Origin of the sequence: Ensifer sp. 1H6 (genome assembly GCF_001976035.1) — a bacterium.
GTDB classification, from domain to species: domain Bacteria; phylum Pseudomonadota; class Alphaproteobacteria; order Rhizobiales; family Rhizobiaceae; genus Ensifer; species Ensifer canadensis.
On record NZ_MOAI01000010.1, the window covers coordinates 192,708 to 213,612 of the forward strand.

Genomic DNA, 20,905 nt, shown 5'->3' on the forward strand with positions numbered 1-20,905 from the left:
CAGGAAATCGCCACACGGCTGGCCATACGCGCGGCTCGATACGCCACCGCGGGAGGCGGGATTCACAGCGTTGTCAGCTTCTTTTGGGGCTGCGCGGGCGGGGGGAATACCAGCTGGATGCGACCGATCACCCCCGAGAACGAGAAGGCTCTTCAAGACACAAGGCGCTTTTAGAGCTGCATTAAGCCAAAAAGCGAAAGCCGCTCGCGGCGTTGACCGCGGGCGGCTTTAAGGTCGATGGGCATAGTCGTGTCGACAAGCCTATTCTCGCGCGCTAGCGCAGGCTTATTCAGCCGGCTGAACGGGCTTCGGTGTTGTCTGGGTGGCTGAGCGCATTTCGCGCCATTCGCTTTCGAAACGGTCCAGCAGCGACTGCGGTACCTTGGACTGCTGAGATGCCGGCTGGTTGTTTACGAGCGTCTGCATCCGATCCTCCCGGGCCTGTTGCAAATTCATGACTAGTTGACGGGCGGACAATTTCACATCGTAAACGCTTTGTAAATCAGTGGCTTAAATCATTTAAACGATTGAAAAATCTTTAAATCGATTAATTTTTCAATGATCCACAGTTGCATTCAGCCGACCGGGGACAGCGGGCCAATTTGGCGCTCGGTGAGTCGGGAGGGCGGTCTTTTGAGCAAGCGGCTTTGGCGATCAGGCGCTGTAGTGGGTTGATAGCGCGCGTGCGCGACGTCACCGCAAAGCGAGCAAGTTCAGTTGCGAACGGCGTTTCGATAATCGCGATCTGGCTGTGAGATGAGAGTATTTGACCCCATGAGGCGTCCTGAAGGCCCGACGTGCGCGCGGCAACACCAAACAATGCAGAGGCTTAGATGAGGGGTCGGACTCTTCGCCGGATCGCGCTCATTCAACCCCGCAAGAGCCGGACTCAACTTTGGAAGATGTGCGGCCAAGAGATTCAAAGGACTCGGGATTTCGAGCCCACTTCAAGTCTTGCCGTAAGCCGAGCGACGGAGGCTGCGGCCATCTGGTTCTCGACCGAGTACCCAACGATAGCAGGAAGGGCTTAACAAATGGCTGATCGTCAAGCCGGCGGCTCCGTCGCGGAATGCGCCTCGTTGATTGGCGGCTGGCACGGCGCTGCAGCGGATCGATGTTCGGCACGGACCGCTGTCAGGCGGAGGTTTTCTTCCGTCGAGTTTCACCGTCGAAGGAATCGTTGCAATCTGCGGTCGGGTCACTGTGGATACAGCCATTCACAGGTGGCTGTTCGCCCGGCTGGGCGGCCGACATTCATTTGCCATTCAGCCTCTATCGGTTATTGCTTTTGCCATGATGCTTCCCAAGTCGAAAGTGCGTTCATGTCTTCACCAGTGATCATAGCCGCGCTTGCCGCAGGCCTTGCGGGCTTTGCTCCGCCTGAGGTCAACGTGCCCACGGACTTTGTCGTCCGCGTGGCCGGCGATTGCAGCGCGGCTGCTCAGCAAGTCGTTTCGGAAACCGGCGGCGAACTGCTGTCGGCACAGCCGACGTCCGATGGCCAGTGCGTGATCACGGTGCTTGTGCCGGGCAATGGCGGGCGACCGAAAAAGGTGACCGTAAGGGTGCCGATGTAATTCGCCCGTGACGACGGTGCGAAAGAGGAAAAGTGGGTACGAATGCGCATTCTGATAGTCGAGGACGACGTCAACCTGAACCGGCAGCTCGCCGAAGTGCTGAAGGAGGCCGGCTACGTCGTCGATCAGGCCTATGACGGCGAAGAGGGTCACTATCTCGGCGATGCCGAGCCCTATGACGCCGTGATCCTCGATATCGGCCTGCCCGAGATGGACGGCATCACCGTTCTTGAAAAATGGCGCGGCGGCGGCAAGAGCATGCCGGTGCTGATCCTGACGGCGCGTGATCGCTGGAGCGACAAGGTGGCCGGCATCGATGCCGGTGCCGACGATTATGTCGCCAAGCCGTTCCATGTCGAGGAGGTGCTTGCCCGCATCCGCGCGCTGATCCGCCGGGCGGCCGGCCACGCAAGCTCGGAAATTGTCTGCGGCCCGGTGCGGCTCGACACAAAGGGGTCGAAGGCAACCGTCGACGGAACGGCGCTGAAGCTGACGTCGCACGAGTTCCGGCTGCTCTCCTACCTCATGCACCACATGGGCCAGGTCGTATCCCGGACGGAACTGGTCGAACACATGTACGATCAGGACTTCGACCGCGATTCCAACACGATCGAAGTTTTTGTCGGCCGTCTTCGCAAGAAGATCGGCAACGACCTGATCGAGACGGTGCGCGGCCTCGGATACCGCATGCAAGCGCCCGGCAATGGCAATTAGATCCCTTACGGCCCGCGTATTGGCGGTTTCGACCGTCTGGGCCGTCGTTGCCCTGGTGGTGATCGGGGTTGTCATCTCAGCCCTCTACCGGCAAGGATCGGAACGCGGCTTCAAGGACCTGCTGCGTGCCCAGCTTTTCAACGTCGTCAACTCGATTTCGGTCAATGAGAAGACGGTGCTTGCCGGCAGTCCCCAGCTCGGCGACCTGCGCTTCTCCCAGCCGCAGACCGGCTGGTACTGGATCGTCGATCCGATCGGCGAGTTCGACACGCCGCCGCTGATTTCTACCTCGCTCGGCAACGCGAAGCTGCCGATCGCGAGCGTCGACGAAGTCCCCTTCGATACCGGTTACGTCCGTTTCTACACCACCAAGGACCCGTTCGGAAACGAGGTCGAAGTGGCCGAGACCGAAGTCGTTCTCGACATTCAGGGCCACACCGCCCGTTTCCGCGTTGCCGGCAATCGTGACGTTCTAGAGGCGGACATCAACCGCTTTACCCGCAATCTGACCATCGCGCTCTCGATCTTCGGCCTCGGCGGGCTCGGCATGAACGCGCTGACCATTCTCTTCGGTCTCAGACCGCTCGACCAGGTCCGCCGCTCGCTGGAGAAGATCCGGGCCGGCGAAAGCGAAAGGCTCGATGGTGCCTTTCCGCGCGAGATCCAGCCACTTGCAAACGAAGTGAATGCGCTGATTGACAGCAACCGCCGCATCGTCGAGCGGGCGCGCATGCAGGTCGGCAACCTCGCGCACTCGTTGAAGACGCCGATCGCGGTCCTCCTCAACGAGGCCCGCGTGCTTGAGGCGTCGCATGGCGAACTCGTCAGAAACCAGGTCGATGCGATGCAGATGCAGGTTCAATCCTATCTGAGCCGCGCGCGGATCGCCGCCCAGCGCGAATCCATTCTCGCCCGCACAGAAGCGCAGCCGGCGCTGGAGCGGCTTGTGCGCGTGATGCGCAAGCTCAATCCGGAAAAAGAGGTTCATCTGTCGATCAACCCGCCGGGCCTGGTGCTAGCGATGGAGCTGCAGGATGTCGAGGAGACTGTCGGTAACCTGCTCGAAAACGCCGCTCGCCACGCCAAGGGCGAGGTCTGGCTGAATGTTCGTCCGGCTACAAACGAAGAGCACGCAAAGGAAACCGGTCGGCAATGGATCGTTCTCGACGTCGACGACGACGGAGCTGGCCTCGACCCGGATCAGATCGCGCTGGCGATGAAGCGCGGCAAGCGGCTGGATGAGAGCAAGCCGGGAACGGGCCTCGGTCTGTCGATCGTCAGTGAAATCGTACGGGAATATCAGGGCACGCTGACGCTGTCGCGCCGGGAAGAGGGCGGGCTGCGCGCCGAGCTCGTGCTGCCGGCTGCGGTTTAGGTGTCACACTGGCGCGCGAAAGTATCGCGTCGACTGCCCTTCCAGTTGCCTCTGCCAACAGGGAATGCCAAAAGAAAATCAAAGGGAAGTCTCCGCTCGGCCCCGCCGGTCGGCGCAGGCGGAGCCCCGCGTTAGAAAGTACATGTCGCGGATCATGAGGAACCAGGCAGAAATGACACGAACTATTGTCGTCAGCGGCAGGATCGCGTTGATCGCGTCGGCGGTGGCTCTTGCCGGCTGCAGCACCACCTCGGGCGGACAGACCGCGGCGGCCGGGTTGGGCACGACCGCGACCCGCAGCGTGTCTTCGACGACCTACATCACGGCCCTGCAGGGCGGCGTTATCGGCCGGCTCAGCAATCTCGATATCGGAACGTCGGACCGCCAGCGTGCGCTCGAGGCCGAGTACCGCGCCCTGGAGGCTGCTCCGGGCGGTCAGCCGGTCAACTGGCAGGGGCGTAGCGTCACCGGTTCGGTCGTCGCCGCCGCACCTTATCAGGTCGGTTCGCAGAACTGCCGCCAGTACAGCCACACCGTGACCGTCAAGGGACAACCGACGACGGCGCGTGGTGCGGCCTGCCGGAATTCCGACGGAAGCTGGACGCCGCTCAGCTGACCGGATTTCCGGTTGCGGCGAAACGCCTCAAATCTCTGTCATTGCAGGTTTTCGAGTTGGAATGGCATGGGTGCCATAGTATTGAGCATCCATGTTGTTCTGGATCCTCGTCGCCACGTTGACGGCGGCTGTAGCTGTCGTACTCATCCTCCCGCTCTTGCGGGCGGCAGCGCCCGCATCGTCTCCCCATAGTCATGATATCGAAGTTTATCGCGATCAGCTCGATGAACTGACGCGTGACCAGGAGAGCGGCCTGATCAGCGGCGACGATGCCGAACTCGCCCGCGCCGAGGTCGCCCGCCGGCTGCTTGCGGCTGGCGAGATCGACAATGCCGCCGAGCCGGCCGCAGCCACGCGCCGCGGCGTCAACATCGTGGCGCAGGCCTTCGTGCTTCTCTGTCTTCCCGCAATTGGGCTCTGTCTCTACATGTTCACTGGCAGCCCAGGGGTTCCGGCGCAGCCTTTGGCGGCGCGCCTTGCCGATCCCGGTGCCGATATCAACATTCTGATTGCGCGGGCGGAAAATCACCTGGCGCAGAACCCGAACGACGGTGCCGGCTGGGACGTGCTGGCGCCAATCTACATGCGCAACGGTCGCGTCGAGGAGGCGGTCGCCGCCTATGACAGCGCCGTGCGCCTGCTGGGGCCGACGCCGGCGCGGCTGGGTGGCTATGCCGAGGCGGTGATCACGCTGTCCGGCGGACTTGTGACCACCGAAGCGCAGTCGGCTCTCCGCAGATCCCTCGCCATCGACCCGAACGACCCGCGTTCCGAATTCTATCTTGCCCTTGGCCTGAAGCAGGAAGGCAAGAAGGACGAGGCGCTTGCAGCCTTCAACAGGCTGATCGCCAGTTCCCCGGCGGATGCGCCCTGGGTGCCGCTCGTCAAGCAGCACGTGGCCGAGCTTTCAGGTGGCGCTGCCGGCAATGTTGCGGGCGCTGCACCGGGAAATCCGAGCGCGGACGATATCGCCGCCGCACAGGACATGAACGCCGGCGACCGCCAGGAGATGATCCGCGGCATGGTCGAAAGCCTGGCGAACCGGCTTAAGGAAGACCCCGCCAACGCCGAAGGCTGGGCGCGGCTGATCCGTTCGCATGTTGTGCTTGATCAAAGAGACCAGGCGGCGGCCGCCCTAAAGGAAAGCCTGAAAACCTTCCCGGCGGACGGCGAACAGGGAAAACAGCTGCTTGCGCTGGCCCGTGAACTCGGGATCAAGACGGACGGAGAGACGCAATGACGCGAAAACAGAAGCGACTGGCGATCATCGGCGGTGGCGTCGGCTTTCTGACGCTTGCCGTCCTCCTCGTAATGTTCGCCTTCAGCCAGGCGATCGCCTATTTCTACGTGCCGAGCGATCTCGCCAAGACCGACGTGCCGCCGGGAACCCGCATCCGTCTAGGCGGGCTGGTCGAGGCCGGTTCGGTCAAGCGCGGCGACGGCAAGACCGTGACCTTCACCGTTACCGATACGCTCGGCCAGGTGCCGGTGACCTATACCGGCATCCTGCCGGACCTGTTCCGTGAGGGGCAAGGCGTGGTCACCGAGGGCACGTTCGTTGCCGGCAGCTCGGTCTTCGTTGCAGACTCCGTGCTCGCCAAGCATGATGAGACCTATATGCCGAAGGATGTCGCCGACCGCTTGAAGGCGCAGGGTGTCGAACTCAGCGGGAAGGAAACCGTTCGATGATTATCGAACTTGGACATTATGCGCTGGTTCTGGCGCTTGCGACCGCCTTCGTGCAAGCGGCTTTGCCGATCCTTGGCGCCAGGCTCAACGATCGCGCCCTGATGGAGCTCGCCTCCAGCGCGGCGATTGCCTGTTTCCTGCTCGTCGCCTTCTCCTTCGCCGTGCTGACCTTCGCCTATGTCACGTCGGATTTTTCGGTCCGCAACGTCTGGGAGAACTCGCATTCGCTGAAGCCGCTGATCTACAAGATTTCCGGCGTCTGGGGGAACCATGAAGGATCAATGCTGCTCTGGCTCTTGATCCTGGTGTTCTTTTCGGCGCTGGTCGCCACATTTGGTCGTAATCTGCCGGAAACGCTGAAGGCGAATGTGCTCGCGGTGCAGGCCTGGATTGCCGTGGCTTTCACGCTGTTCATCCTGCTGACATCCAACCCTTTCGCCCGCCTTATCCCGGCACCGGGCGAAGGCAAGGACCTGAACCCGATCCTGCAGGACGTCGGTCTCGCCATTCACCCGCCCTTACTTTATCTGGGCTATGTCGGCTTTTCCGTCTGCTTCTCCTTTGCCATCGCCGCCCTGATCGAAGGGCGTATCGACGCTGCCTGGGCGCGCTGGGTGCGTCCCTGGACCCTTGCTGCCTGGACGTTCCTGACGGCCGGCATTTCGATGGGCTCCTATTGGGCCTATTACGAGCTTGGCTGGGGTGGCTGGTGGTTCTGGGATCCGGTCGAAAACGCCTCGTTCATGCCGTGGCTTGCCGGCACCGCGCTGCTGCATTCCGCTCTGGTCATGGAGAAGCGCGAAGCGCTGAAGATCTGGACCGTGCTGCTGGCGATCATGACCTTCTCGCTGTCGCTGCTTGGCACCTTCCTCGTTCGCTCTGGCGTGCTGACTTCGGTTCATGCCTTCGCGACCGACCCGACCCGCGGCATCTTCATCCTCGCCATCCTCGTTTTTTTCATCGGCGGCGCCTTTTCGCTGTTTGCCTACCGCGCATCGCGGCTGAAAGCCGGCGGCATCTTCGCGCCGGTTTCGAAGGAAGGCGCTCTTGTCTTCAACAACCTCATCCTGACGACCGCGGCCGCGACCGTGCTGACCGGCACGCTCTACCCTCTGGTGCTTGAAGCGCTGACCGGCGACAAGATTTCGGTCGGGCCGCCCTTCTTCAACATGACCTTCGGGCTGTTGATGCTGCCACTCCTGTTTGCGGTGCCCTTCGGTCCCCTGCTGGCCTGGAAGCGCGGAGATCTCATGGGCGTTGCCCAGCGGCTGTTTGCAGCGGTTGCCGTCGGCCTCGTCGTCGGCTGCGTCTATTACTACGCCATGAACGGCGGACCGATCCTCGCTTTGTTCGGCATTGCGCTGGGCGTCTATCTGATCGCCGGTTCGGTGACGGATCTGGCGCTGCGCTCGGGGCTCGGCAAGGTCGCGGGCAACGTCGCCTGGCGGCGGTTCTCCGGCCTGCCGCGCTCGGCCTTCGGCACCGCACTTGCGCATATCGGCCTCGGCGTCACGCTGATCGGCATCGTCGCCGTCACCGCCTTCGAAACCGAGACCGTCGTCGAGATGAAGCCGGGTATGACCGTGGACGCGGGAGGCTACACCCTGCGGTTCGACGGCATGCGCAACGGTAGCGGTCCGAATTATTCCGAGGAATCCGGCCATTTCACCATCAGCAGCGGTGGCGTCGTCGTCACCGACATCTGGTCGTCGAAGCGGCTCTATCAGGCGCGGCGCATGCCGACCACCGAAGCCGGTATCCGTACCTTCGGCCTGAGCCAGCTCTACGTTTCGCTCGGTGACCAGATCAGCGAAGGCGGCATCGTCGTGCGCATCTGGTGGAAGCCGATGATCCTGTGCATCTGGGGCGGCACGCTGTTGATGATGGCGGGAGGTTTCGTCTCGCTCAGCGATCGCCGCCTGCGCGTTGGCGCGCCGACGCGCGCCAAGCGGCCGAAGACGATCCCGGTGGGAGCGGCCGAATGAACCGATTGCTGCTGGCGTTCTTTCTGTTTCTGGCGTCGCTCGGCCCGACCTTCGCGGTCAATCCGGATGAGGTCTTGTCCGATCCGGCACTCGAAGCACGGGCGCGGGCGATCTCGGCCGAGCTCCGCTGCATGGTCTGCCAGAACCAGTCGATCGACGATTCCAACGCAGAGCTTGCCAAGGATCTCAGGGTTCTGGTGCGCGAGAGGTTGGCAAATGGCGACAGCGACGAGGCGGTGATCGACTATGTCGTCTCGCGCTATGGCGAGTTCGTGTTGCTGAAGCCGCGGTTCGAAACCAAGACGATGATCCTGTGGGGCATGCCGATCCTGCTTTTGCTGGTCGGCGCCGCGACGTTGCTGGTGGCGGCACTCAAACGCGGCCGGCAATCGCGCGGCACGCCGCTTTCCGACGACGAGAAGGAAAAGCTGAAGAAGCTGCTTCAGCCGTAGAGCATTTCCAGGAAAAGTGCGAAGCGGCTTTCCGCCAGGAAATGCGTAAAACAGAGAGATAGCGCGTTTCTGCGACTCCGCCTAAGGCGGAAACGCTCTCGATCCCACGGGCAATGCGCCGTTGCAGACGCCCGCCACCAACATTACCAAAAATTCATCCTCCGGACAGAACTCAGTAAGGTCCAATCCGTTACATCTTTCGTCATCGGCTGTTCCTCCAGTCAGCCAAGAGCGAAATCGCTACCCCCGCGGCGATCCTCGAAATCAAGATGCCGAAGCTGCTTCCAGCGGCTTCAAGGAAGAGAAAAGGCAAAACGGATGATTACGACCAAACTCCTGCGTCCCTCCCTCAAGACTGTTCTGAAGACCTCGACCGTTGCGGGTCTTGCGGCCGTCATGCTGACCTCCGGCCTGCCGGCCACGATTGCCCAGTCCTTCGCCGAACCCGTCAAGGTCGATGCGCCCCAGGTGCCGAGCTTTGCCAATGTCGTCGACGCGGTTTCCCCGGCCGTAGTCTCCGTCCGCGTCCAGTCGCGTGCTAATCCCGTTTCCGACGAGGGCAATGGCTTCACCTTCGATTTTGGCGGTCGCGGTCTGGATGAGCTTCCCGACGATCACCCGCTGAAGCGTTTCTTCAAGGAATTCGGCGGCCCGCGCGGCGATGACCGTGCCGAACGCGGCCCCGGCCGTCGTGGCCCGCACGGCGAAGGTCGCCTGCGCCCGACTTCGCAAGGCTCCGGCTTCTTCATCTCCGAAGACGGTTACCTCGTCACCAACAATCACGTCGTTTCCGATGGCTCTGCGTTCACGGTCATCCTCAATGACGGCACCGAGCTTGACGCCAAGTTGATCGGCAAGGACAGCCGCACCGATCTCGCCGTGCTCAAGGTCGATGACAAGCGCAAGTTCACCTATGTCAGCTGGGCCGACGACAACAAGGTCCGCGTCGGCGACTGGGTCGTTGCCGTCGGCAACCCCTTCGGTCTCGGCGGCACGGTAACCTCCGGCATCATCTCGGCCCGTGGCCGCGATATCGGTTCGGGTCCCTATGACGACTATCTGCAGGTCGACGCAGCGGTGAACCGCGGCAACTCGGGTGGTCCGACCTTCAACCTTTCGGGCGAAGTGGTCGGCATCAACACCGCGATCTTCTCGCCGTCGGGCGGCAATGTCGGCATCGCCTTCGCCATTCCGGCATCCGTCGCCAAGGACGTCGTTGCCGACCTGATGAAGGACGGCTCGGTATCGCGCGGTTGGCTCGGTGTTCAGATCCAGCCGGTGAGCAAGGATATCGCCGAATCGCTCGGTCTGTCTGAGGCAGCCGGCGCACTCGTCGTCGAGCCGCAGGCCGGCTCGCCGGGCGACAAGGCCGGCATCAAGAAGGGCGACGTGGTCACTGCGCTCAACGGCGACACGATCAAGGATCCGCGCGATCTTGCCCGCAAGGTAGCCGGCATGCGCCCGGGCACCACGGTCGACGTTGCACTGTGGCGCAACGGCAAGTCGGAAACCGTCAAGCTCGAGATCGGCACGCTGCCGAAGGACGACAAGGAAGCGGCCACGGATCAGGGCAACCAGTCCGAGGAAACCCAGCCGTCGAGCGAGCAGGCCCTGGCCGACCTTGGCATGACGGTGACGCCGTCGGATGACGGCAAGGGCGTGACGATTGCCTCGGTGGACGAGGACTCGGACGCCAGCGACCGTGGCCTGAAGCAGGGCGAGAAGATCGTTTCCGTCAACAATCAGGAAGTGAAGTCGGCGGACGATATCCTCAAGGTGATCAACATCGCCAAGAAGGACGGTCGCAGCAAGGCGCTCTTCCAGATCGAGGCCGAGAACGGCAGCCGCTTCGTGGCGCTTCCCATCGATCAGGGTTGATCGCGGCTGCGAATGAATGACCAGGGCGCGCGATATCCAAGCGATTTCGCGGCGCCGGCCGTTTGGGGCGAAGTGATCGCCATGCCGGTTGTCGGAAGAACCGAAACCGGTTGAGACAGACAGGGGTCCGGGACTATGGTCACGCGTATGAAGATTCTTATTATTGAAGACGATATCGAGGCAGCCGCCTATCTGGCAAAGGCGTTCCGGGAAGCCGGCATCGTCTGTGATCACGCGAGCGACGGCGAAAGCGGCCTCTTCATGGCCAGCGAAAACAGCTACGACGTTCTCGTGGTCGACCGCATGTTGCCGCGCCGCGATGGCCTGTCGGTGATTTCGGAGCTGCGTCGCAAGGAAGTCCATACGCCGGTGCTCATTCTGTCGGCGCTCGGCCAGGTCGATGATCGGGTGACGGGTCTGCGCGCCGGCGGCGACGACTACCTGCCGAAACCCTATGCCTTCAACGAGCTTCTCGCCCGCGTTGAAGTGCTCGGCCGCCGCAAGGGTACGCCGGAACAGGACATGGTCTACCGGGTCGGAGATCTCGAGCTCGACCGCCTGTCGCACTCGGTTCGCCGCCAGGGCAAGGAAATCCCGCTGCAGCCGCGCGAGTTCCGGCTGCTCGAGTACCTGATGAAAAATGCCGGCCAGGTCGTGACCCGCACGATGCTGCTCGAAAACGTCTGGGACTATCACTTCGATCCGCAGACCAATGTCATCGACGTGCACGTGTCGCGACTGCGTTCCAAGATCGAGAAGGACTTCGATCTGCCGCTGCTCCGAACCGTGCGCGGCGCCGGCTATATGATCAAGGATGACCGGACCGCCAGCGCATGAGCAAACTCGGCGTCCTGTTGAGGACAACCGCCGTCCGGTTGTCCGCGCTCTATCTGATCCTCTTCTCGCTCTGCGCCGCCTTTCTCGTCTTCTATGTCACCGGCATGTCCGAGCGTCTGCTACAGCAGCAGACGCGCGACGCAGTGACCGCAGAGGTGACCCAGATCGAGCAGGTCTATACCCGTGCGGGGATCAATGGGCTGCTGCGCTCATTGGAACGGCGCGCGCGCCAGCCTGGCGCCAATCTCTATGTGATCGCCGGGCCAAGCGGTGAAATCCTTGCTGGCAATGTGGCGAGCCTGGAGCCGGGCCTTCTCGATCGCGAAGGCTGGACGGAGAAACCCTTTGCCTACCAGCGCTATACCGACGAGACCCGCCAGGACAGCCATGTGGCACTTGCCCATGTGCTGATGCTCGACAACGGCCTGCGCATCCTTGTTGGCCGTGACCTGCAGGAGCCGCAGAAGTTTCGTGCGCTGGTGCGCCAGGCGCTGATGGTCGCCCTCGGCATCATGGGCCTCGGTGCGCTGATCATCTGGTTTGCCATCGGCCGCAATGCGCTGAAGCGCATCGACCGCATGTCCGAGGCGAGCACCAAGATCATGGCGGGCGACCTGTCGCAGCGTCTGCCGACCAGCGGTTCCGGCGACGAATTCGACCGGCTTTCCGAATCGCTGAACGCGATGCTCGGCCGCATCGAGAAGCTGAACGAGGGGCTGCGCCAGGTCTCCGACAACATCGCCCACGACCTGAAGACACCGTTGACGCGGCTGCGCAACAAGGCGGAAGCCGCACTTGCGCGCAAGGGTACAAGTCAGCGCGGCGCGCTGGAGGAAATCATCGGCGAGTCGGATCAGCTGATCCGCACCTTCAATGCGCTCCTGATGATTTCGCGCGTCGAAGCGGGTTCGGCTGCTGCCGAGATGAGCGAGATCGACCTTTCGCAGATTGTGTCGGATTGCGTCGAACTCTATGAACCAGTCGCCGAAGATGTCGGCCTGCGGCTGGAGGCGGATGTGGCGCCAGGCATGGTGATTTCGGGCAATCGCGAGCTTGTCGGCCAGGCGCTCGGCAATCTACTCGACAATGCGATCAAATATGCCGAAGGCGCCGCCGATCCGCTGATCAAGGTTTCGCTCGGCAGGCGCGACGGCAAAGTCGTTCTTTCGGTTGCCGACCACGGGCCGGGTGTTCCTAGGGAAAAGCGCGACGAAGTCGTCAAGCGCTTCGTTCGGCTGGATGAGAGCCGCTCCAAGCCCGGCACGGGTCTCGGCCTGTCGCTCGTCGAGGCAGTGATGGAGATGCATCATGGTGTGCTGGATCTGGCTGCAACCGATGCTGATGGCGCTGACAACTGCAAGGGACTGACGGTACACATGGTTTTCCCGGCGTCCGCGACCTGATAGACCGGTTTGCGGAGAACACGGGGGAACGGTATGCAGGACACGATGGCAGGGCACTGGTGGGGCATGGAGACGGCGCCGATCAAACCGGCAAGCCAGGCTGACGCCAAATCCGCGCTGTCGGTGCTGAAGGATATGGCCAAGGGCCATGACCAGATCAGCCGTCTGCTGGCATCCGAAACGCCGTTCAAGGCGTTCATCGTCGCTGCCTTTGCCCTGTCGCCATTCCTGCGCGACACCGGCGGCAGCCAGCCCGGCATACTCGAACAGCTCCTGTCGGAGCCGCTGCAGGAATTTCTCACCGAAAGGGTCCGGCGGGCGCGGGATGCCTGGGTATCGGCAGAGCCCGGCGTGGCACTGCCAGATACCGAGATCATGACGCGGCTTCGAAAGGCCAAGCGCGAGCTAGCCTTCGCCGTTGCGCTTGCGGACCTCTCACGACATTTCGACGGTCGCGAGACGACGCGCTGGCTGAGCGAATTTGCCGGCGCTGCCGTTTCGGCAACGATCGATCATCTGCTGCTGAGCGGTCACCAGGGCGGCAAGCTCGCGCTCAAGGACGTGACGGCCCCGAGCCGGGGGTCTGGCGTTGTCGTGCTCGGCATGGGCAAGCTCGGCGCCTTCGAGCTCAATTACTCCTCCGACATCGATCTCGTGGTCTTCTACGATCCGCAGTCCGGCATCATCATCGATCGCGACGATGCATCCGAGACCTTCGGCCGGCTTCTGCGCCGCCTCATCCGCATTCTCCAGGAGCGCAGCGGCGACGGCTACGTCTTTCGCACCGACTTGCGGCTGCGCCCGGATCCCGGCTCGACGCCACTCGCAATCCCCGTCGAGGCGGCGATGCTCTATTACGAGAGCAGGGGGCAGAACTGGGAGCGCGCAGCTTTCATCAAGGCGCGGCCCGTTGCCGGCGACATAGCTGCGGGCGATGCCTTCTTGAAGGAATTGACGCCGTTCGTCTTCCGCAAGTATCTCGACTATGCGGCAATCGCCGACATCCATTCGATCAAGCGGCAGATTCACGCCCACAAGGGCCATGGCGAGATTGCGGTCAAGGGACACAATATCAAGCTCGGCCGCGGCGGCATTCGTGAGATCGAGTTCTTCGTTCAGACCCAGCAGCTGATCGCCGGTGGACGCATGCCCGAACTGCGGCTGAAGGCGACGGAGCCGATGCTGCATGCGCTGGTAACGGCCGGCTGGATCGACGAGACGACCGCGGCCGAACTGGTCGAGGCCTACTGGTTCCTTCGCGATGTCGAGCACCGCATTCAGATGGTGCGTGACGAACAGACCCATGTGCTGCCGGAGACCGAGGCAGAGCTGAAGCGGATCGCCTTCATGCTCGGCTTCGAGGATACGGCTTCCTTCTCCAAGGCGCTGTCGAAGGTGCTGCGCACCGTCGAGCGCCGTTATGCCCAGCTCTTCGAGCAGGAGGCGAAGCTTTCGAGCGAGACGGGCAATCTGGTTTTCACCGGCCAGCGCGACGATCCCGATACGCTCGAGACCCTAAGAAAGCTCGGCTTCCAGCGGCCGTCGGACATCTCGCACACGATCCGCACCTGGCATTACGGCCGCTACCGCGCGACGCAGTCGGTCGAGGCGCGCGAGCGGCTGACGGAGCTGACGCCGCAGCTCCTGCGCGTCTTCGGCGAAGCCGGCGCGCCGACGAGGCGCTCCTGCGTTTCGACCATTTCATCTCGGGCCTGCCGGCCGGCATCCAGCTGTTTTCGCTGCTCGGCAACAATCCGCGGCTCTTGTCATTGATCGTCAACATCATGTCCTCGGCACCAAGGCTGGCCGAGATCATCGCGGCGCGGCCGCATGTGTTCGACGGCATGCTCGACCCGGGCCTTCTGGCGGAGCTGCCGACCCGGGATTATCTGGCGCCGCGCATCGCCAACTTCGTTGCCGGCGCCCGCCACTATGAAGAGGTGCTCGACCGGCTGCGCATCATCGCCGCCGAACAGCGGTTCCTGATCGGCATCCGCCTGTTGACCGGCTCGATTTCGGGCGCGCAGGCCGGTCGCGCCTTTACCGATCTCGCCGACCTGATCATCGCTGCCGCAGTGGACGCGGTGCTCGCCGAGGTCCGTTCGGTCCATGGCGATTTTCCGGGTGGGCGCATTGTCGTCGTCGGCATGGGCAAGCTCGGCAGCCACGAGTTGACGGCGGGCTCCGACGTCGACCTGATCCTGCTCTACGACTATGACGACGCGGCCCCGGAATCGGATGGCGGCAAGCCGCTCGATCCGATGCGCTATTTTACCCGGTTGACGCAGAGGTTGATTGCAGCGCTCTCAGCGCCCACAGCCGAGGGCGTACTCTATGAGGTCGACATGCGGCTGCGGCCGTCCGGCAACAAGGGCCCGGTCGCCACCCGCATCAACGCCTTTGCCAAGTACCAGCGGGAAGAGGCCTGGACCTGGGAGCATCTGGCCCTGACGCGGGCGCGCTGCATCTGCGGCGACGACAGTCTGAAGGCGCAAGCCGATGCCATCTTCGCCGAAGTGCTCGGCCACACGCGTGATGTCGCCAAGGTCAGCACTGACGTGATCTCGATGCGCGAGATGATCGACAGCGAGAAGCCGCCAAGCGACATCTGGGATTTCAAGCTGATCCCCGGCGGCCTGGTCGATATCGAGTTCATTGCGCAGTACCTGGCGCTGATCGCTCCCGCCAAGGGCGTGCCGCCGCTTGAGGCCGGCGCCCACACGGCCGACGCCTTGAAGGTCCTCGGCGGTGCGATGATGAACCCCAATGATCTCGACACGACGATGGAGGCGCTGAGCCTCTTTACCGAGCTGTCGCAGATCGTGCGCCTGTGCATCGAAGGCGAGTTCGACCCGAAGGAGGCGCCTGCCGGTCTTGTCGATCTCGTCTGCCGGGCAGGGGACTATCCCGACCTGAAAACGCTGGAGGCGGATATCAGGCGGCTGTCGAAGGCCGTCCGGCGTATTTTTCAGTCGGTGGTTTCGGGATAGGGCTGCGGGTCGCTGTCGCGATCGGGCATGCGCAATGAAATGATGGTGCCGACATTTTCGGCGGAATGGATCTTCATCGTTCCGCCGTGAAGGCGCGTCAGCGACCGGGAGATGGCAAGCCCGAGGCCGGAGCCGCCCTTGCTCTTGGCATACTGGCTCTGCACCTGCTCGAAGGGCTGGCCGATCTTCTGCAGGGCATCACGCGGGATGCCGATGCCGGAGTCGGCGATCGTCAATGTCACAGCGCCCGTGACCTTGCGGGCGCGCAGCGAAATGCGCCCGCCTTCATTGGTGAACTTGACCGCGTTCGACAAGAGATTGAGCAGCACCTGCTTCATCGCCCGCCGATCCGCGACCACGGTCAGGCCCGAGGCGATTTGCTGCACCACATGGATGTTCTTCTGCTGCGCCGGGATCGTGGTGAAACGCAGCGTCTCCTCGATCAGCGGCGCGAGATCGATGGTCTCGCGGCTGATGCGCATATGGCCTGCTTCGATCTTCGACATGTCCAGGATGTCGTTGATGACGTTCAGCAGGTGTTTGCCGCTGTCGTGAATGTCGCGCGAGTATTCATCGTATTTCTCCGAGCCGAGCGGCCCGAACATCTGGGTCTGCAGGATCTCCGAAAAACCGAGAATGGCGTTGAGCGGTGTCCTCAGCTCATGGGACATATTGGCCAGGAATTCCGACTTGGCGTGGTTCGCCGCCTCGGCCCGTTCTTTTTCCGCCTGGTAGTTGGCGTTGGCGATCGACAGCTCGGTCTTCTGCCGCTCCAGGGTCATGCGCGAAGCCGAGAGATCGCCGATGGTCGCCATCAGCCGGCGCTCGGATTCGCGCAGCCGCACCTGGTGACGCTTGAGCAGCGTGATGTCGGTACCAACAGAAACGAGGCCGCCGTCGCGCGTGCGCCGCTCATTGATCTGCAGCCAACGCTCGTCGGCGAGCTGCACTTCGGTGGTCTGCGAATGGTTGCTACGGTCAGGATCCGCAATGCGGCGTTCCACTACCGGGCGTGCCGCAGCGGCGTGTACGGCGATGCGTTCGGTGCCTGGCACCAGAACGTGATCCGGCAGCTTGTAGGCTTCCTGGTAGTGCGTGTTGCACATGACCAAGCGGTCCTGCTTGTCCCAGAGGACGAAGGCCTCGGACGTACATTCGATGGCATCGGCCAGACGCTGATCAGCTTCGGCATAGCGCTGGGCGAGGCGGTGCTGCTCGGTGACATCCATGGCGATGCCGATGAGATGGGCGCGGCCTGAAACGGTGCGGATGATCTCGGCGCGGGCGCGCAGCCAGACATAATGGCCGTCCGCATGCCGCATGCGGAACACCTGGTCGATCTGTCGCGCATCGCCGCGGGCAATTGTCCGCGCCACGCCATAGATACCGCGATCGTCCGGATGCATCAGCCGTGCGGCGTCGCCGAAGGAAAGCACGCTGCTTTCGCCGGGCATGCCCAACATCTCATACATCGACCGCGACCAGAACAGCCGTCGGTTGGCAAGATCGAAATCCCAGAGGCCGCAGCGGCCGCGCGACAGGGCGGTTTCGACCCGCAGGTTCGATTCCGCAAACACCCCGTCGGCGTCGCGGGCGCGTTTGGCCTGGATGTAATAAGCGTAAAGCACCACCAGCAGGATCGCCGAGATGCCGGCAAACAGCGTCACATTCAGCGAAACCTCGTCGCGCCAGGCCGTTTCGAGCTGGGTCACCGGCGTTGCCGCCAGGACGACGCCGGCCGCTTCCGGCAACTGCGCCAAAGCGACGATATGGTCGACGCCGTTGATGGCCGTCTTCATGACGCTGGAATGTTCGCCGTAATACTGCAGCGTGGCGATATCGGGTGCAACCGAGGCAAGCGTCCGGCCGATCAGCGGCACACCATCAGGTGTGCTGGCGAAGATCCGTCCATCCTTGCGCACGGTCAAAAGAAACATGCCCGCGTCGAGCATGGTGTTGGGCAGGTATTGGGTCAGCCGCTGTTCGGCATCCCAACGCCGGCCCTCTTCGAACAGCGTCATGCCGTCAGCCTGGAACGCCGCGACCGCCGTTGCCGCGGCAAGCCCGACCGTCTGGCGCGAGTTGTCTTCCATCCGGGCGTGCTCGCCCATGATGCCGGACATGCGCGAAACGGCGACTATGATCAGGAATGCGATGATGAGGATGGGGATAGAGCGCTTGAGAATAGGTTCCGCGCTCGCAAGACGCTGCGACGTCGGCTCGGCGAAAATCTTCGCCTGCGAGATGAACTCGCGTTCCAGGCCGGAAAAGCCCGAAAACTTGAGTCGCAACCGCCCGTCGGCTGCGCTCGCTGGTCGCGCGTCCGCCATCTTACCCAATGTGAAACCCTCTGATGATTCGGCGCGCCGCTCGCCCGAATCTGACTCAATGAATCACAGGGCGATTCGCCTTGTCCAGAGGTAATGGTAAAGATTTCTTAACCATTTCTAATCGTTGGGAAATAATAGGCCGGGTCGAGCGAGCGACCCGGCCCTTGAAAAATGCCTGCATTCCCGGCCTTTTCAGGCCTTGAGCATGCGCTCGACGATGTCGCTGACATCGGCCGAAAGCTTGGTCGCGCCAGCGATTTCCTTCAGCGCATTGCGGGCATGATCGGCGCGCGTGTCTTCAAGCGAGCGCCAGGAGCGCATCGAAGTCAGGATGCGTGCCGCGAGCTGCGGATTGCGCGGATCGATATCGAGGATCTGCTTCGCGAGGAAACGGTAGCCCTCGCCATCGGCGCGGTTGAAGCCTGTCGGGTTGGCGAAGGCATAGCTGCCGACCAGAGACCGGACACGGTTCGGATTATTGCCATTGAATAGCGGCTCGGTCATCAGCGCCTTGACGCGATTGAGCGTCCCGGCCCCGGGGATTGTCGCCTGCACCGCGAACCACTTGTCGATGACGAGCGCGTTGTCGGCAAACCGTTTCCGGAAGGTTGCCAGTGCCTGAGCCGTCTCTGGCGCATCCGGGAACCGGTGCGCGAGCAATGCCAGTGCATGGCTGAGGTCGGTCATGTTGTCGGCGGCTGCGAAGACTTCTGCTGCCCGTTTCGGATCATCCTCGCCATGGACGAGATAGGTGAGTGCGGCGTTGCGCAGGGCTCGACGTCCCGCACTTTCCGCATCCGGACTGAAGGAACTCGTCGACGCCATTTCGTCGGCAAGCCGAAGGAAGGCTCCGCGGCCGGAAACCGCAATCGCCTTGAGGATCTGCTGCCGGGCGGTATGGATGGCATCGGGGTCGTTGTCGGCGCCGATCTCGCGGGCGATGTCGGCTTCGCTCGGCAGCGACAGCGCCTGCGACCGGAAAGCCGGCTCCAGTCCGTCGTCAGCCGCCGCGGCGACAAGGCCGTCGAGCAGCGCCTTTTCGCAGGTCACGGATTTGCCCGCACGGGCGTTGGCCGTCGCGGATACCAGATTGGCAAGTGCAATGGCGTTGAGTGCCTGCCAGCGTGCGAAGAGATCGCTTTCGTGCCGCGCGATCAGCGCCAGGTCGTCGTCGGTCTGCTCGATATGCAGGTTGATCGGAGCGGAAAAGCCGCGGTTGAATGAAGGCACCGGGCGCGAAGTAATGCCGGAGAAAACCACCGTCTGCTTGCGTTGGGTGAGGTGCAGCACGTCGCCGGTGATATCTGCGCCCGCCACGCTCGAAAGGTCGGCTTCCGCGCCGTTTCCAAGGAGCAGGCCCATGCGCAGCGGAATGTACATCGGCTCCTTGGCGCTTTGGCCCGGCGTCGGCGGCACGGTCTGTTCGAGCGACAGGGTGAAGGTCTGCTTGCCTGCGTCATAGGCGCCGGAGGCTGTCACCAGCGGCGTTCCCGCCTGATGGTACCAGAGCGAAAACTGGCTGAGATTGCGGCCGCTGACATCGGCGAAGCAGGCGACGAAATCCTCGATCGTCACAGCCTGGCCGTCGTGGCGTTCGAAGTAGAGATCCATGCCCTTCTTGAACAGGTCGCGGCCGAGAAGGGTCGCGATCATCCGGGTGACTTCGGAGCCCTTCTCATAGACCGTGGTCGTGTAGAAGTTGTTGATTTCACGGTATTTCGTCGGCCGGACCGGATGGGCAAGGGGGCCTGCATCCTCTGGGAACTGTTCTGATTTCAGGTGCCGGACTTCGGCGATGCGCTTGACGGCGCGCGAGCGCATGTCGGCGGAAAACTCGTGGTCGCGATAAACCGTCAGGCCTTCCTTGAGGCAGAGCTGGAACCAGTCGCGGCAGGTGATGCGGTTGCCGGTCCAGTTGTGGAAGTATTCGTGCGCGATGATCGCTTCGATATTGGCGTAGTCGGCGTCGGTGGCCGTTTCCGGATCGGCCAGCACGTACTTGTCGTTGAAGACATTGAGCCCCTTGTTCTCCATGGCGCCCATGTTGAAGTCGGAGACGGCGACGATCATGAAGATATCCAGATCGTATTCGCGGCCGAACGTCTCTTCGTCCCACTTCATCGAGCGCTTCAGCGCGTCCATGGCGTAGGCTGCGCGCGGCTCCTTGCCGTGTTCGACATAGATCTTCAGCGCGACCTCGCGGCCGGACATGGTGGTGAACGTGTCTTCGACCACGCCGAGATCGCCGGCAACCAGCGCGAAGAGATAGCTGGGCTTCAGGTGCGGATCGAACCAGGCGGCGAAATGCCGGCCATCGCCCATGTCGGCGCCGCCGAGATAGTTGCCGTTGGACAGCAGCAGCGGAGCGGATTTCTTGTCGGCGATGATGTTGACCGTATAGACGGCAAGTACATCAGGACGATCAGGGAAGTAGGTAATGCGGCGGAAGCCTTCCGCCTCGCACTGCGTGCAATAGACGCTGTTGGTGCGGTAGAGACCCATCAGCTTGGTGTTCGTCTCGGGCGAGAGCATCGTGGTGATGGTGACTTCGAACGGGGCGGTCTCGGGCAGGCCACGGATCGTCAGCGTGTCGTCGGTCACGTCGTAGAGCGCGGCTGCAAGCTCTTCCTGGTCGAGCAGCAGGCCGGTCATGACCAGCTCGTCGCCGTCAAGCACCAGCGGGGCCGATGCGTCCACGCCTTCCCGCCGATGCAGGATCAACCGCGCTTCGACCTTGGTTTCCTTCGGGTCAAGCTCGAAGGTCAGATCCACTCTTTCAAGTACGAAGTCGGTCGGCCGGTAGTCTTCCAGATGAATGATCTGGCCAGTATTTGTCCGCATGGTCAGTCCCGCTCGCGCCTTGCTACTGGTGGATTTGTAGAGGGCGCTTGTGATGGTGAAAAGGCCAAAGGGCGAAAAGCCGGATATGCCACACGATTGTGATGCCGGCGACCGCACTTCCGGCAGAAAAGACATGGTGTCCGGTATTCTTCCCGCTCCCTTATCGCCTTGACGTGTATCGAAGTGGCACTAACAAGAAATAAACCGGAAAGGTTTTT

The 20,905-nt window shown here is 62.5% G+C and carries 14 protein-coding genes and 1 pseudogene; 12 read left to right on the plus strand and 3 right to left on the minus strand.

Annotated elements, in window-relative coordinates; all coding sequences use genetic code 11:
• Positions 1-285 precede the first annotated feature (285 nt).
• Positions 286-426 carry a hypothetical protein gene (locus BKP54_RS36045; RefSeq protein ID WP_164474924.1) on the minus strand — a complete coding sequence of 47 codons (141 nt, stop codon included), beginning with the start codon at positions 424-426 and terminating at the stop codon, positions 286-288.
• A gap of 896 nt (positions 427-1,322) precedes the next feature.
• Here BKP54_RS36045 and BKP54_RS14495 point away from each other — a divergent pair.
• The 12 genes and pseudogenes from BKP54_RS14495 to BKP54_RS14550 all read left to right on the plus strand — a co-directional run bounded on the left by BKP54_RS14495 (position 1,323) and on the right by BKP54_RS14550 (position 15,516).
• On the plus strand, positions 1,323-1,577 hold the full coding sequence (locus BKP54_RS14495) for a hypothetical protein (protein WP_025426340.1): 255 nt from the start codon (positions 1,323-1,325) through the stop codon (positions 1,575-1,577).
• 42 nt (positions 1,578-1,619) lie between these two features.
• Complete coding sequence (gene feuP / locus BKP54_RS14500) at positions 1,620-2,291, plus strand: two-component system response regulator FeuP (RefSeq protein WP_025426341.1); 672 nt, start codon at positions 1,620-1,622, stop codon at positions 2,289-2,291.
• Entirely contained in the window at positions 2,281-3,666 is a 1,386-nt protein-coding gene (locus tag BKP54_RS14505) for a HAMP domain-containing sensor histidine kinase (RefSeq protein WP_025426342.1), read from the plus strand. The genes feuP and BKP54_RS14505 overlap by 11 nt, the downstream gene beginning before the upstream one ends.
• Positions 3,667-3,838: 172 nt before the next feature.
• Positions 3,839-4,282 (plus strand): membrane protein, encoded by a 444-nt coding sequence (locus BKP54_RS14510; RefSeq protein ID WP_025426343.1) that lies wholly within the window; start codon positions 3,839-3,841, stop codon positions 4,280-4,282.
• Between the two features lie 91 nt (positions 4,283-4,373).
• Positions 4,374-5,522: a c-type cytochrome biogenesis protein CcmI gene (gene ccmI, locus BKP54_RS14515; protein ID WP_084814544.1), complete on the plus strand. Its 1,149-nt coding sequence runs from the start codon at positions 4,374-4,376 to the stop codon at positions 5,520-5,522.
• On the plus strand, positions 5,519-5,971 hold the full coding sequence (gene ccmE, locus BKP54_RS14520; RefSeq protein WP_025426345.1) for a cytochrome c maturation protein CcmE: 453 nt from the start codon (positions 5,519-5,521) through the stop codon (positions 5,969-5,971). The genes ccmI and ccmE overlap by 4 nt, the downstream gene beginning before the upstream one ends.
• Positions 5,968-7,956, plus strand: a complete 1,989-nt coding sequence (locus BKP54_RS14525; protein WP_025426346.1) for a heme lyase CcmF/NrfE family subunit — start codon at positions 5,968-5,970, stop codon at positions 7,954-7,956. Before ccmE ends, BKP54_RS14525 begins: the two co-directional genes overlap by 4 nt.
• Positions 7,953-8,408 carry a cytochrome c-type biogenesis protein gene (locus tag BKP54_RS14530; protein ID WP_025426347.1) on the plus strand — a complete coding sequence of 152 codons (456 nt, stop codon included), beginning with the start codon at positions 7,953-7,955 and terminating at the stop codon, positions 8,406-8,408. Before BKP54_RS14525 ends, BKP54_RS14530 begins: the two co-directional genes overlap by 4 nt.
• Before the next feature lie 318 nt (positions 8,409-8,726).
• Positions 8,727-10,286, plus strand: coding sequence for a Do family serine endopeptidase (locus BKP54_RS14535; RefSeq protein WP_025426348.1), 1,560 nt, complete (start codon positions 8,727-8,729; stop codon positions 10,284-10,286).
• A 135-nt stretch (positions 10,287-10,421) separates the two neighbouring features.
• Positions 10,422-11,123 (plus strand): response regulator transcription factor, encoded by a 702-nt coding sequence (locus tag BKP54_RS14540; protein ID WP_025426349.1) that lies wholly within the window; start codon positions 10,422-10,424, stop codon positions 11,121-11,123.
• A complete protein-coding gene (locus tag BKP54_RS14545; protein WP_025426350.1) occupies positions 11,120-12,526 on the plus strand; it encodes an ATP-binding protein in 1,407 nt (468 codons plus the stop codon). The genes BKP54_RS14540 and BKP54_RS14545 overlap by 4 nt, the downstream gene beginning before the upstream one ends.
• 33 nt (positions 12,527-12,559) lie before the next feature.
• Positions 12,560-15,516, plus strand: a pseudogene (locus BKP54_RS14550) (bifunctional [glutamine synthetase] adenylyltransferase/[glutamine synthetase]-adenylyl-L-tyrosine phosphorylase).
• Here the strand turns inward: BKP54_RS14550 and BKP54_RS14555 are convergent.
• A complete protein-coding gene (locus tag BKP54_RS14555; RefSeq protein ID WP_025426352.1) occupies positions 15,495-17,855 on the minus strand; it encodes an ATP-binding protein in 2,361 nt (786 codons plus the stop codon). The pseudogene BKP54_RS14550 and the gene BKP54_RS14555 overlap by 22 nt on opposite strands.
• Before the next feature lie 183 nt (positions 17,856-18,038).
• The gene (gene pepN, locus BKP54_RS14560; protein WP_084814548.1) at positions 18,039-20,687 is read right to left on the minus strand and encodes an aminopeptidase N; all 2,649 of its coding nucleotides are present in this window, start codon (positions 20,685-20,687) and stop codon (positions 18,039-18,041) included.
• Positions 20,688-20,905 lie beyond the last annotated feature (218 nt).